This window comes from Borborobacter arsenicus, assembly GCF_003934165.1.
Lineage (GTDB): Bacteria > Pseudomonadota > Alphaproteobacteria > Rhizobiales > Rhizobiaceae > Pseudaminobacter > Pseudaminobacter arsenicus.
On sequence record NZ_ML133508.1, the window covers coordinates 79,719 to 92,208 of the forward strand.

12 protein-coding genes and 1 other RNA gene are annotated in these 12,490 nt (G+C 60.7%); 7 read left to right on the forward strand and 6 right to left on the reverse strand.

Translation table 11 applies throughout. The annotated features are described in order from the left end of the window. Positions 1 to 121: 121 nt before the first annotated feature. From EET67_RS00385 to EET67_RS00395, 4 genes are read right to left on the reverse strand one after another with little or no spacing between them, the layout of a single operon-like run. Positions 122 to 1,993, reverse strand: coding sequence for an extracellular solute-binding protein (locus tag EET67_RS00385; RefSeq protein ID WP_128624225.1), 1,872 nt, complete (start codon positions 1,991 to 1,993; stop codon positions 122 to 124). A 16-nt stretch (positions 1,994 to 2,009) separates the two neighbouring features. Next, on the reverse strand, positions 2,010 to 3,890 hold the full coding sequence (locus tag EET67_RS00390) for an extracellular solute-binding protein (RefSeq protein ID WP_128624226.1): 1,881 nt from the start codon (positions 3,888 to 3,890) through the stop codon (positions 2,010 to 2,012). After that, the gene (locus EET67_RS25860; RefSeq protein ID WP_210211078.1) at positions 3,887 to 4,030 is read right to left on the reverse strand and encodes a hypothetical protein; all 144 of its coding nucleotides are present in this window, start codon (positions 4,028 to 4,030) and stop codon (positions 3,887 to 3,889) included. The genes EET67_RS00390 and EET67_RS25860 overlap by 4 nt, the downstream gene beginning before the upstream one ends. 11 nt (positions 4,031 to 4,041) lie before the next feature. After that, positions 4,042 to 4,707, reverse strand: a complete 666-nt coding sequence (locus EET67_RS00395; protein WP_128624227.1) for a c-type cytochrome — start codon at positions 4,705 to 4,707, stop codon at positions 4,042 to 4,044. A gap of 197 nt (positions 4,708 to 4,904) precedes the next feature. Between EET67_RS00395 and EET67_RS00400 the strand changes: the two genes are divergently transcribed. Together EET67_RS00400 and EET67_RS00405 are read left to right on the forward strand one after the other, a co-directional pair. Then, positions 4,905 to 5,645: a 3-deoxy-manno-octulosonate cytidylyltransferase gene (locus EET67_RS00400; protein WP_128624228.1), complete on the forward strand. Its 741-nt coding sequence runs from the start codon at positions 4,905 to 4,907 to the stop codon at positions 5,643 to 5,645. 2 nt (positions 5,646 to 5,647) lie between these two features. After that, positions 5,648 to 6,508 carry a prephenate dehydratase gene (locus EET67_RS00405; protein ID WP_128624229.1) on the forward strand — a complete coding sequence of 287 codons (861 nt, stop codon included), beginning with the start codon at positions 5,648 to 5,650 and terminating at the stop codon, positions 6,506 to 6,508. A 103-nt stretch (positions 6,509 to 6,611) separates the two neighbouring features. Here the strand turns inward: EET67_RS00405 and nudC are convergent, their stop codons facing one another. After that, the gene (gene nudC, locus EET67_RS00410) at positions 6,612 to 7,556 is read right to left on the reverse strand and encodes an NAD(+) diphosphatase (protein WP_128624230.1); all 945 of its coding nucleotides are present in this window, start codon (positions 7,554 to 7,556) and stop codon (positions 6,612 to 6,614) included. Positions 7,557 to 7,559: 3 nt separating this feature from the next. Beyond that, entirely contained in the window at positions 7,560 to 7,979 is a 420-nt protein-coding gene (locus EET67_RS00415) for an HIT domain-containing protein (RefSeq protein WP_128624231.1), read from the reverse strand. Between the two features lie 124 nt (positions 7,980 to 8,103). On the opposite strand from EET67_RS00415, the gene ffs reads away from it, so the two are divergent. The 5 genes from ffs (at position 8,104) to EET67_RS00440 (ending at position 12,489) form a co-directional block, all read left to right on the forward strand. Continuing rightward, positions 8,104 to 8,200, forward strand: an RNA gene (gene ffs / locus EET67_RS00420) — signal recognition particle sRNA small type. Between the two features lie 116 nt (positions 8,201 to 8,316). Next, the gene (locus EET67_RS00425) at positions 8,317 to 10,128 is read left to right on the forward strand and encodes a DNA polymerase III subunit gamma/tau (RefSeq protein WP_128624232.1); all 1,812 of its coding nucleotides are present in this window, start codon (positions 8,317 to 8,319) and stop codon (positions 10,126 to 10,128) included. Between the two features lie 22 nt (positions 10,129 to 10,150). Beyond that, positions 10,151 to 10,474: a YbaB/EbfC family nucleoid-associated protein gene (locus tag EET67_RS00430; RefSeq protein ID WP_128624233.1), complete on the forward strand. Its 324-nt coding sequence runs from the start codon at positions 10,151 to 10,153 to the stop codon at positions 10,472 to 10,474. A gap of 88 nt (positions 10,475 to 10,562) precedes the next feature. Then, positions 10,563 to 11,168, forward strand: a complete 606-nt coding sequence (gene recR / locus EET67_RS00435; RefSeq protein WP_128624234.1) for a recombination mediator RecR — start codon at positions 10,563 to 10,565, stop codon at positions 11,166 to 11,168. A gap of 94 nt (positions 11,169 to 11,262) precedes the next feature. Continuing rightward, entirely contained in the window at positions 11,263 to 12,489 is a 1,227-nt protein-coding gene (locus tag EET67_RS00440) for a lytic murein transglycosylase (RefSeq protein WP_245450641.1), read from the forward strand. Position 12,490 lies beyond the last annotated feature (1 nt).

The following is a 12,490-nucleotide window of genomic DNA, read 5'->3' on the forward strand; positions in this document are numbered from 1 at the left end:
CTCACCACGGAGTGAGGGTGAAGCACGTCGCACCGATGCTTCGGCCCCACTCTTTCGCTCCGGGCGTTCGTCGTTCGAAAAGCTAAATCCTCGGCTTTTCGCCTGCTTCGCAGACCACTGCTCACCCTTTGCCAATTGCCGCCGCCTTTTCCTTGTCAAACCACCACAGTGCTTCGACCGGAAAGCCGAAATCGGGTTTTGGCTCCTTGAAGCCGAACATGTCCCAGAAGGCTGCCCGGTGATTCGCGGAATACCAATTTGGAATCCAGTCTTGCCGCGCGCGCAAGACCCGGTCCAGGGCGCGCATGGCAATTGTAAGGCTCTGACGATCCTGAGCCGCGCCGACCGCATCGACCAGCGAATCTACCGCGGAGTCGGCTGTGCCGCACAGATTGCGCGACCCGGGAAGTGTGGCCGATCGCGAATGGAACAGGCCTTCGATCTCATCGCGCGTCGGTGTCGCGGTAAATGACAGCGCCATGGTGATCAGGTCGAAGTCGAAATCATTCTGGCGCGCGGCAAATTGGGCGGAATCGACCACCCGGATCGAGGCATCGATGCCGATTGCCCGCATATTGCCGATCCACGACCCATGAATCTGTTCCCAAATCGAGTCCTCTACCAAGATTTCGACGGTGAGCTTTTCGCCTTTGGCATTGGCAAGCAGTGACTTGGAGCGCTGCCAGCCGGCTTCGGCAAACAGGCGGGTTGCTGCGCCGAGCAGCTTGCGGTCGCGGCCGGACCCGTCTGAAACCGGCTGGATCACCGCCTCGCCAAACGCCTCGTCGGGGATTTTACCGCGCAACGGTTCCAGCAGCGCCAGTTCCTCGGGCGAGGGCAGGCCTTCTGCTCTGTAGTCGGATCGCTCGAAACAGGATTGCGAGCGCTCATAGGAGCCGTAGAAGAGATTGCGCCTTGCCCATTCGAAATCGAAGCACATGCCGATGGCCTTGCGCACGCGCGGGTCGTGGAAGCGCTCGCGGCGCTGGTTCAGCGCGGTGGCCTGCATGGAGGGGCGCTTTTCGGACGGGAATTCGCGGCGCACCACCTTGCCTTGTTTTAGCGCCGGAAAATCATAGCCGGTTGCCCAGATGCGCGAGGTGAATTCCTGCCGGTAGAGAATATCCCCTTTTTTGAAGGCCTCGAAGGCGGCCTGCCGGTCGCGATAGAACTCGATGCGGATGCGGTCGAAATTGTAAAGGCCACGATTGACCGGAAGGTCGCGCGCCCAATAATCCTCCACGCGGTCATATTCGATTGTCTGGCCCGCTGCGACGCGGCCAACCTTGTAGGGGCCCGAACCGAGAGGCGCCTTCATGCTTGCGCCGTCGAAGGGATTTTCGGTGAAATATGCCTTCGAGATGATGGGAAAGCCCGCGACATTGAGGATGGTGCGCGCCGATTGCTTGCCCGTAAATGTCAGGCGCAATGTGTGATCGTCCACCGCCGCAGCTTCCGTCATCTGCGTCAGCGGCAGAAGCAGGCTGGGATGGCCATCCTTCTTGTAGAGGTCGAACGAGAAGGCGACGTCATGTGCGGTAAGCGGTGTACCGTCATGGAAGCGCGCTTCAGGCCGCAGGATGAATTCGAAGACATTGCGGTCGTCGGAGATCGACACGCTTTCGGCAAGCAGGCCGTAAAGCGCATCCGGCTCGTCAAGGGCGCTTGCCATCAGCGAATCGAAGCACATTTCCATGCGCGGCGGTGCATCGCCCTTGGCGACGAAGGAATTGAGCGTATTGAAGGTGAGGGTGCTTTGGTTGAAGACCCAGTTGGGCGGCGCGAAATTGAACAGCCCGCCCTTGGGCGCGTCGGGGTTCACATAGTCGAAATGCTTGAAGTCCGGCTTGTATTTCAGGTCGCCGAATGCCGACAGCCCGTGCAACCTGGTTCCGGAAGGAGCTTCCGCAAAGGAGAGGCGAGGCAGCAGCGGAGCGGCGGCCACCGCACCTGCCGCCGCCAGAAATTCCCGGCGTCCAATCATGGGAGCCATCGGTCGGCACCCCTCATCAGTCGGCGCTCTTATATTTGGTGGCCAGCGCCTTTTCCTTCTCCGGATCGATCCACCATGAATCGATGTCGGCGCCGATATAGGAAGGCTGCTTTTCAGGGATGCCGAATTTGTTCCAGAAGGCGAGCCAGATCACCGGCCGGTGCCATTGCGGCACGACATAATAATTCCACAGCAAAACCCGGTCGAGCGCGCGCGTGGCCGCGACCAGATCGTCGCGGTCGGTTGCGAAGATCACCCGTTCGACCAGCGCATCGACCACCGGGTCCTTGATACCCGGCAGATTGCGCGAACCGGGCTTGTCGGCAGCCTGCGAACTCCAGAAGTCGCGCTGTTCGTTGCCGGGCGAGGACGATTGCGGGAACTGCCCGGTGACGATGTCGAAATCGAAATTGCGGTAGCGGTTCACATATTGGTTGGGGTCAACTATGCGCAGCGAGGCGGCGATGCCGATCTTGCGCAGGCTGTCGATATAGGAGCCCGATATGATCTCGTCGGTCGGGCTGTTGCCGAGGATTTCGACCCGGTACTGCTCACCGGTCGTCTCATTGGTCATCTTGCCGTTGACGATCTTCCAGCCCGCCTGCGCGAAAAGCGCGATCGCCTCGCGCAGATAGGTGCGTTCCGACTGCGGCGTATCGTAGACCGGGAGCCTGAATTCCTGAGTGAAGACCTCCGGTGGCAGCTTGTCCTTGTAGGGCTCAAGCAGTTCCAGTTCCTTGCCAGTGGGAAGTCCGCTCGAAGCCAGGTCCTGTCCTTCGAAATAGCTGTCGGTGCGAGTGTTGAGCCCGTAGAACAGCTTGCGGTTCATGCTTTCGAAGTCGAGCGCCAGCGTCAGGGCATGCCGCACGCGGCGGTCCTGGAATTGCGGGCGGCGCAGATTGAGCACGAAGCCCTGCATTGGCTCGCCAGAAGTGTTCTCGAACTCGCGCTTGATGACGTCGCCTTCCTTGAAGGCAGGGAAGTTATATTCCGTCGCCCAGCGGCGGGAGCTGTTTTCGGGCCGGATGTCCTCGAAGCCGCCCTTGGTGAAGGCCTGCCATTCGGCGTTTTCATCCTGGATATAGATATAGCGGCGTCGGTCGAAATTGTTTCGCCCGACATTTACCCCGACCTCGGCCGCCCAATAATCGGGAACCCTGCTCCAGATGATTTCGGATCCGGGCTTGAAGCTCTCGATCTTGTAGGCGCTCGACCCTAGCGGTGGCTCCAGTGTCGGCTGGGTGATGTCACGCTTCTTGCCCTTGGCGTCGGTGCCCTCCCACCAATGTTTCGGCAGGACAACGAGATCGCCGAGAATAAGCGGTAGTTCGCGGTTGCCATTCTGGTCGAAGCGGAATTCGATTTCCCGCTCCGAAACGGCGACTGCTTCGGTCACATTGCCAAAATAGCGGATGAAATTGGGGCTTTCCGCCTTGAGGAAATTGAACGACCAGATAACGTCCTCTGCCGTGATCGGCTTGCCGTCATGCCATTTGGCGCGGGGATCGAGGCGGTAGGTGGCTGAGGAGAAGTCGTCCGGATATTTGAACGCTTCGGCAATCAGCGGATGGTTGGTGCTACCCTCGTCGGTCGCCTTGGCCATCAGCGTGTCATAGAGCAGGCCACCCTGGTAATTGAGGCCGGCCGCCGCCGTGCCGCGCACGATGAAGGGATTGAAACTGTCGAAACTGCCACTAGTGACGGAATTAATCGTACCGCCCTTCGGCGCATCGGGGTTCACATAGTCGTATTGCTTGAAATCCGAGCCATATTTGGATTCCCCGACCAGCGAGGCAGTCGTGCGCCACTCATCGGCCGTCGATGAAGCGAGACTCGCTGCGAGAAAGACCGAAGAAAGGCCGAGAGTTGCGATTGTCCGTGGCATCCACGCCTTCATTCATGCACCTCCTGCACGTCTCGATTCTCAATGTAGCCCATTGTGCCGCGCTGGAAACCGTACAGAGCCGGATTGGCGGATATATGCGTGCTTTCTAACAAAAAAGCCGGGCTGAACCCGGCTTTTTCATGATCCGACAATGACGATTTCGTTATTGCGCCGGTGCAGGAGCCGGTTCGGCCGGTGCTGCCCCTTCCGTCTGTGCAGGCTGCTCGCCCTCTGGGGCAGGCGCGGCTCCTTCAGCTGGCGCCTCGGCCGGTGCTGCGCCGGCTTCCGGCAACGGAGCCGGATTGTCCGACAGCGAGTGGAGATAGGCCAGCAGATTGGCGCGCTCGTCGTCCTTCTTGACGCCGGCGAAGCCCATCGCGGTGCCCTTGATGTAGCCCTTGGGCGAGGCGAGGAAGTGGTTGAGGTGATCGAAATCCCACACCACGGAACCGCCTTGCGAGAATTCCTTCATGGCCGCCGAATAGGAGAAGCCCTCATGGGTGCCGATCGGACGGTTCACAATGTCCCAAAGGTCGGGACCGACCTTGTTCGGGCCGCCCTTTTCACCGGAATGGCAGGCTGTGCACTTCTTGAACACGGCAGCGCCGGCATTGGCATCGGCCTTGGCAAGCAATTCTGCAACCGGAACGGCAGCCGGTTCCTCACCGCCGGGTGTAGCGGCCTCGGCTTCCGCAGCCTCGATGACATAGCCGGGCTTTTCAGGAGCAGGCGAAGCAAAAATAGCGTCCGACGCGATGGAAATGGAAAATATGATGAACACTGCGGCCAGCAGGCCGCCGATCACCTTGTTGAATTCGAATGAGTCCATTCGCCCCTGGCTCCCTTGGCCGGCTCGAGTCTGAAACTCCCGAATGCCGACAGCACTATCTTATTGCCGGACAGGGCCGGCAGAATGCGGCGGAAACTAGGTCTTTTGCTCTGGCGTTGCAACACCTATAAGGGCGGTTCCAGTGAGACCTTTTGCCACTTTCCATCGCTGTCTTTTCGGATTTTTTTGCTGCAGCCATGACACCGCTCATTCTGATTCCGGCGCGAATGCGTGCCACGCGCCTGCCCGGCAAGCCATTGGCTGACATTTGTGGGCGCCCGATGATCGTTCACGTGGCCGAACGCGCGCGTGAAAGCGGGCTTGGACGCGTCGTCGTGGCGACTGACACGCCCGAGGTGGCTTCGGCTGTCGAGGCTGGAGGCTTTGAGGCGGTCATGACCCGGGCCGACCACGAATCGGGCTCGGATCGTATCTTCGAGGCTTTGACTAAGCTCGATCCGGATGGGGGTTTCGACATCGTGATAAATGTCCAGGGCGACCTGCCGACGATCGATCCGGATACGATCCGCTCGGCACTGCAGCCCTTCGACGATCCGCAGGTGGATATCGCAACGCTTGGCGTCGAAATCACGCGTGACGACGAAAAGACCAATCCCAATGTGGTCAAGATCGTCGGCTCGCCCCGCTCGGAAACGCGTTTGCGGGCACTCTATTTTACCCGGGCCACGGCTCCCTGGGGCGAAGGGCCCCTCTATCATCATATCGGGCTATACGCCTATCGCCGCGCTGCGCTCACCCGCTTTGTGGAGCTGAAACCGTCGCCGCTGGAAAAGCGCGAACGCCTCGAACAATTACGCGCGCTCGAAGCAGGAATGCGCATAGACGTCGAAATCGTCCGCTCCTTGCCCCTCGGCGTCGATACGCCTGAAGATCTCGAGCGCGCCCGCGCCATCATTTCCAATCAAAGCAAGGCCTGATCATGCCCGAAAAAACCAACCGCATCGCCTTCCAGGGCGAGCCGGGTGCCAATTCCGACACCGCCTGCCGCAATGTCTATCCCTCGATGGAGCCGCTGCCTTGCCCGACTTTCGAGGATGCCTTCAATGCGGTCGAAACTGGCAAGGCCGATCTGGCGATGATCCCGATCGAGAACACCATTGCCGGCCGGGTTGCCGATATCCACTATCTGCTGCCGATCTCGAAACTGCATATTGTCGGTGAATATTTCCTGCCGATCCATTTCCAGTTGATGGTGCTGCCCGGCGTCAAGCGGGAAGAGATCAAGTCTGTCCACAGCCACATCCATGCGCTCGGCCAGTGCCGCAAATACATCCGCAAGAATGGCTGGAAGCCGATGGTCGCCGGCGATACGGCCGGTGCCGCCAAGCTGGTTGCCGAACAGCAGGACAGGACGATGGCAGCCCTTGCCCCGCGGCTGGCATCGAGCCTCTACGGATTGGACATATTGGAAGAGAATGTCCAGGACACCGAAAACAACGTGACCCGCTTCGTGGTCCTTTCCAGGGCCAAAGACTGGGCCGAGCGGCAGGACGGCGTGCCGATGATCACGACCTTCGTCTTCCGGGTTCGTAACGTGCCGGCCGCGCTTTACAAGGCCATGGGCGGCTTTGCCACCAATGGTGTCAATATGACCAAGCTGGAGAGCTACCAGCTCGGCGCCTTCGCGGCCACGCAGTTCTACGCTGATGTCGAGGGTCATCCCGGCGACCGCAACCTGTCGCTCGCGCTGGAGGAACTGCGCTTCTTCTCACGCGAGGTGCGCACGCTTGGCGTCTATCCCGCGCATGAATATCGCGCCACACAGGATGCCGACGCCTAGAGCATGATCCCGAAAAGTTGCAGACTTTTCGGGATCATGCTCCAAAAACAAAGACTTAGAGTGAGGTGGTGATTCAAGGAGAAGTCATCTTGCTTTAAGGGATTCAGACGCTTTCCGCCGCCCAGGTCCTGATGAGATGATGGGCGATTGCGCCATAGGGCGGGATGAAGATGCCGTCACCATGCGTACCTTCGATTGCGGTCAATAGCTCGTCGCGGGAAAACCAACGGCAGTCTTCCAGCTCGGCCGTATCGGTGGCGATATCTTCGTTCAGGGCTTCGCCGAAACAGCCGATCATCAGGGAATAGGGGAACGGCCAGGGCTGGCTGGCCTGATAGACGACCCGGCCGAGCCGGATGCCAGCCTCCTCGAAGGTTTCTCGGCGCACTGCCGCCTCGATCGTCTCACCCGGTTCGATGAAGCCGGCAAGTGCCGAATACATGCCCGGCTTGAAATGCGGGCTACGACCGAGCAGGCATTTGTGCGGGGTCACCGCAAGCATGATCACCACCGGGTCGGTACGCGGAAAATGTTGGGCGCCGCAGGAGGTGCACAGGCGCTTGCAGCCGCCAGCCCGCATCTCGCTCCTGTGGCCGCATTTGCCGCAGAATTGATGATTGGAATGCCAGGAAAGCAATGCCGCGCCCTGCGCCAGCGCACCCAAGGCAGATGGATCGATCAGGCCTTGACTATAGATGGATCTGAAGTCTATCGCCTTGATGTCGTCTGCAAGTCGTTCCGGTACAATGCAAGCGGGAACCGCGAGGATCGGGCCATGGGCTTCTGAACCAAGCAGGACCGCATGCTTCGTATCGGCCTCGAACGCGCCGATTTCGGCGAGCGTGAAATACGGATTGGCGCCCTCAGCGGAAAACTTTACGAAAAGCCTGCCCTCCCGGATCAGCATCAACCGCGCACGTGGGTCAGCCAGGGCGTGTCCGGCGGAATCATCGCTGCGCTTTTCCGACAGCCGGTCGATTCGGTTGCCGGCGAAGGCAACGCTCTGGCTCGCCTCGCATTCGAGCGCCTCGAAAAGCCGGAAGGTCATCGCCTAAAGCGCCTTCCTGATCTTTTCGCAAAAGCCATGCAGGTCCGAGCGCTTGTAGGGTTCACGCATGCCGTAGCCCCAGACCGGGCCCGGCCATCCGGCATCGCCTTCGAAACGCGCGATGACATGGACATGAAGCTGGCGCACGACGTTCCCGAGCGCGCCGGAATTGATCTTGGTGCAGCCGGTCGTCTTCTTCAAAGCCTGGGCAACCATATTGGCCTCGAAGGTCAGCATGGCCTGATCGAGTGGCGTCAGATCGTGGATTTCCGTCACGCCGGGCCGCTGCGGGACCAATAGGAGCCAGGGCCAGCGCCGGTCGTTCATGATGCGCAATTCGCACAGCCCCAACCACATGAGCGGTTCGCTGTCAGCCTCCAGCCGCGCATCAAGCTCAAATCCGGGCTTCGAGCTAGGCACCATCGGCATTCCCTCGTTTACACAGAAGGCTAAAGTGACTGTCTGTCGCCTGCAAGCAAATCGTGTCGTGTCGGCCACTTATCCATCGCTCTTGCATTTGGCCGAACAATTGCCGATATGAGGGCTGGGAGGTTGGTGGTGGACGATCCACTCGCCAACCGGGTCAGGTCCGGAAGGAAGCAGCCCTAACGAGCCCGGAACGGGTCATTGTTCCAGCCTCCCGCCTTCTTCGCCAGTCGCCAGCTTGATGTGCCCATGATTGACGGCGCTTGGCTGTGCGGGGACACTCTGATTTTGGAATCGGTCGCGCCTCTCGTGGCCAGTGGAGCGAAACGGGCGGATGAGCGAAGCCGGAAACGACCAGTCAGCAAAGGCCGCCGGCGGCTATCGCGTTCTCGCGCGTAAATATCGTCCAAGCGATTTTTCGAGCCTGATCGGCCAGGAGCCGATGGTGCGCACGCTGACCAACGCTTTCGCCTCCGGCCGCATAGCGCAGGCCTGGATGCTGACCGGTGTGCGCGGGGTGGGCAAGACCACCACGGCCCGCATTCTGGCGCGCGCGCTGAACTATAAGACCGACACGATCGATCAGCCCTCGGTTGAGCTGCAGGTGCTTGGCGAACACTGCCAGGCGATTATGGAAGGCCGTCATGTCGATGTGATCGAGATGGACGCCGCCTCCCATACCGGCATCGATGATATACGCGATATCATCGAGCAGGTGCGCTATGCACCGGTTTCGGCGCGCTACAAAGTCTATATCATCGACGAAGTGCACATGCTGTCGACGCAGGCCTTCAACGGGCTGCTCAAAACCCTGGAAGAGCCGCCACCGCATGTGAAGTTCATCTTCGCCACAACCGAAATCCGCAAGGTGCCGATCACTATCCTGTCGCGCTGCCAGCGCTTCGATCTACGCCGCGTCGATGCCGGTACGCTGACCGCCAATTTGCGCATGATTGCGGACAAGGAGAATATCGAGGTCGATGATGCCGCGCTGGCGATGATCGCGCGCGCTGCCGAAGGTTCTGTCCGCGATGGGCAGTCGATCCTTGATCAGGCGATTGCGCATGGTGCGGGTGCTGTCACCGCCGAAGCCGTGCGGGCGATGCTTGGCCTGGCCGATCGGGCGCGCATAGTCGACCTCTTCGAACATGTCATGAAGGGTGATGCCGCCGCCGCCCTTGGTGAGTTGCGGGCGCAGTATGAGACCGGCGCCGATCCGGCCGCGGTGCTGACCGACCTTGCCGAATTCAACCATCTGGTGACGCGGTTGCGTTTTGTGCCGAGCGCTGCCGATGACGCGTCGCTTTCCGAAGCCGAGCGTTTGCGCGGCCTGGAGTTTGCGCAGGCGCTTTCGGTACGTGTCCTTTCACGCAGCTGGCAGATGCTGCTGAAGGGAATCCCCGAGGTACAGGCATCTTATCGGCCGATCAGCGCTGCCGAGATGGTGCTGATAAGGCTTGCTCATGCGGCCGACTTGCCGACGCTCGATGAGGCGCTGAAATCGCTTGGTGACGGCGGTGTGGGGGCAGGAGCCGGGCTGCGCCCCGCCGCTCAGCCTCAGCCATCGCCCGGTGGTGGAAACGCAAATGCCATGGCGCAGGCGCGTATGCCCTCAGGCAATGGTGGTGGCCAGACCATGCGTCTTGTCGCGCAGGAAGCCGCACCGACCCCGGTGCAGTTTGCCCCGCCGCCGGCGGTCGAGGAAGCCCCGGAGGTACCGGTGCGCTCGCTGGCCGACATTGCCGGGTTAGCCGACGAACACCGCGACATGACGCTGAAGGTGCTGGTTAAGCGCTGCGTGAGGCTGGTCAAGGTCGAGCCTGGCCGACTCGATGTCAATATGACCGATGAAGCACCCAAGACCCTGCTGAACGATCTGGCGGTGAAGCTCAAGGCCTGGACCGGTCGACACTGGATGGTGTCGCTGTCGCGGGAACAGGGTGGCCAGACGCTGGCCGAGATGGAATCGAGCAAGCGCGAAAACGCGATTCTTGACGCCAGGAGCGATCCCACCGTCGCGGCCATTCTGGCGCGGTTTCCGGGAGCCAAGATCATCGATGTACGTATTCCCGATGCATCTGGGGCGGATTCGGTCGAGGCCGGCATGCCGGACGAGCCGCCACTCGAAGATGATGACGAGAACTGAGCGATAAAAAGGACCCAGGATCATGAAGGATCTTCTCGGCCTGATGGGCAAGGCAAAGGAAATGCAGGCCAAATTCCAGGCCATGCAGGAGGAAATCGCCGGGCTGGAAGCAACAGGCCAGGCTGGCGGCGGTCTCGTCCATGTGACGATTTCCGGCAAGTTCGAGATGAAGTCGCTGAAAATCGATCCGTCGCTGTTCAAGGAAGAGGACGTCGAGATTCTCGAAGACCTCATCCTTGCAGCGCATAATGATGCCAAGGTCAAAGTCGAGCAGGTGATGCAGGAAAAAACCAAGGCGCTGACCGCCGGTCTGCCGATGCCGCCGGGAATGAAGCTGCCGTTCTAGTGAATGGTGAATAGTGGATGCGGCGCTAGCCGGTGGGCCATTCACCATTTTACTATTCACCATTCACCCCTTTCGCTAAACCACGCCTATGTCGAAGCGAATCGCTGGTCCTGAAATCGAACGGCTGATCCAGCTCCTGGCTAAGGTGCCGGGGCTTGGTCCGCGTTCTGCCAGGCGTGCAGCACTTCACCTCATCAAGAAGAAGGAACAGCTTTTGGCGCCGCTTGCCGACGCTATGGGCGAGGCGGTGGAGAAAGTGCGCGTCTGCACCACCTGCGGCAATGTCGATACCGCCGATCCCTGCATGATCTGCACCGATCCGCGTCGTGATCCGGCCACCATCATCGTCGTCGAGGATGTTGCCGATCTGTGGGCGCTGGAGCGCGCCGGCGCGATGAATGCGCTCTACCATGTGCTCGGCGGCACACTGTCGCCGCTCGACGGTATCGGCCCCGACCAGCTTACCATCAAGCAATTGGTCAGCCGGATCGCACAGGGCGCGATTCGGGAGGTGATCATCGCCGTTAACGCCACTGTCGAGGGACAGACGACCGCGCATTACCTAACTGACCAGCTTGCCGGCTTCGAGGTGAAGGTGACGCGGCTTGCCCATGGCGTACCGGTGGGCGGCGAACTCGACTATCTGGACGAGGGGACGCTTGCGGCAGCGTTGAAATCGCGGACGGCTTTTTGACGTCTCCAAAGGGAAAAGGGGGAAGATGATTTTTGTAAAGGCGCTACTCTTGTCCACCCCCCTCTGCCCTGCCGGTACCCGACCTCTCAAGCGAATGCTCCTCGCCCTATGCGCTGCGCTCGTCCTCTTCGTACTGTTGCCGATTGGATCAAGCCAAGCCGCAAAGATAGACGATCAGTTCCAGGCTTGGCTTCGCAACGATCTGTGGCCCGAGGCGCAAGCGCAGGGCATTTCCCAAGCCACGTTCCATGCCGCTTTTGCCAGCGTTTTGCCCAATCTCAAGCTGCCCGATCTGGTCCTGCCCGGCACGAAGCCGAAGACGCCGAAGAAGCAGCATCAGGCCGAATTTGGCTCGCCGGGCAGTTACTTCGCACCCATTAGTGGCGTGACGGCAGGCGGGCGTTCGCGCGCCGGCCAGCATGTCGCCACCCTTGCCGCAGTGGAAAAGCGCTTCGGCGTGCCCGGCGGCGTGGTCCTGGCGATTTGGGGGCGCGAATCCGGTTTCGGCGCGGCGAAAATTCCCTATAACGCTTTCGAGGTGCTCGGCACCAAGGCCTTTCTGGCCACCCGCAAGGACATGTTCCGTAAGGAGGTGCTGGCGGCGCTGGAAATGGTGGAGCGCGGGCTGGCCTCGCCGAAGGACATGAAATCCTCCTGGGCCGGCGCGCTAGGCCAGCCGCAATTCCTGCCGACCTCCTTCCTCAAGCACGCAGTCGATTTCGACGGCGACGGCCGCGCCGATATATGGGGGTCGGTGCCCGATACTCTGGCCTCCATCGCCAACTATCTGGCGCATTACGGCTGGACTAAGGGCCGCGACTGGGGCTTCGAGGTGGCCGTGCCCGCCAGAGTTTCCTGTGCGCTGGAAGGGCCGGACCAGGGCCGCCGGATTTCGGATTGGGCGGCGATGGGCATTGCCCGTATCGGCGGCAAGCCGTTTCCCCAGCATGAGGCGCGCGCCGAAGGCTATCTGCTGATGCCGGCGGGGCGCAGCGGCCCAGCCTTCATCGTCACGCCGAATTTCTATGTGCTCAAGCAATATAATGAGAGCGACCTCTATGCGCTCTTCATCGGCCACGGCGCCGACCGCATCGCCTATGGCGACAAGTCCTTTGCGGCGCAATGGGGCAAGGTCGGCGGGCTCTATCGCTCCGATGTTGCCGCCATGCAGAGGGGGCTTGAGAAGGCCGGCTATGATGTCGGCGGTGCCGACGGCCTGCCGGGCTTCAAGACCCGCCGCTCCATAGGTGCATGGCAGGCAAAGAACGGTCGCGCGCCAACCTGCTTTCCCGACAAGGAGCTGGTTGGGGCGCTGCGATAGG

What these genes read in the sequence shown, in the direction of transcription:
- EET67_RS00440 (WP_245450641.1), top strand. Translation starts at nt 11,263, where the DNA reads ATGCTCCTCGCCCTATGCGCTGCGCTCGTCCTCTTCGTACTGTTGCCG.
- EET67_RS00400 (WP_128624228.1), top strand. Translation starts at nt 4,905, where the DNA reads ATGACACCGCTCATTCTGATTCCGGCGCGAATGCGTGCCACGCGCCTG.
- EET67_RS00385 (WP_128624225.1), bottom strand. Translation starts at nt 1,993, where the DNA reads ATGGCTCCCATGATTGGACGCCGGGAATTTCTGGCGGCGGCAGGTGCG.
- EET67_RS00425 (WP_128624232.1), top strand. Translation starts at nt 8,317, where the DNA reads ATGAGCGAAGCCGGAAACGACCAGTCAGCAAAGGCCGCCGGCGGCTAT.
- nudC (WP_128624230.1), bottom strand. Translation starts at nt 7,556, where the DNA reads ATGACCTTCCGGCTTTTCGAGGCGCTCGAATGCGAGGCGAGCCAGAGC.
- EET67_RS00405 (WP_128624229.1), top strand. Translation starts at nt 5,648, where the DNA reads ATGCCCGAAAAAACCAACCGCATCGCCTTCCAGGGCGAGCCGGGTGCC.
- EET67_RS00390 (WP_128624226.1), bottom strand. Translation starts at nt 3,890, where the DNA reads ATGAAGGCGTGGATGCCACGGACAATCGCAACTCTCGGCCTTTCTTCG.
- EET67_RS00415 (WP_128624231.1), bottom strand. Translation starts at nt 7,979, where the DNA reads ATGGTGCCTAGCTCGAAGCCCGGATTTGAGCTTGATGCGCGGCTGGAG.
- recR (WP_128624234.1), top strand. Translation starts at nt 10,563, where the DNA reads ATGTCGAAGCGAATCGCTGGTCCTGAAATCGAACGGCTGATCCAGCTC.
- EET67_RS00430 (WP_128624233.1), top strand. Translation starts at nt 10,151, where the DNA reads ATGAAGGATCTTCTCGGCCTGATGGGCAAGGCAAAGGAAATGCAGGCC.
- EET67_RS00395 (WP_128624227.1), bottom strand. Translation starts at nt 4,707, where the DNA reads ATGGACTCATTCGAATTCAACAAGGTGATCGGCGGCCTGCTGGCCGCA.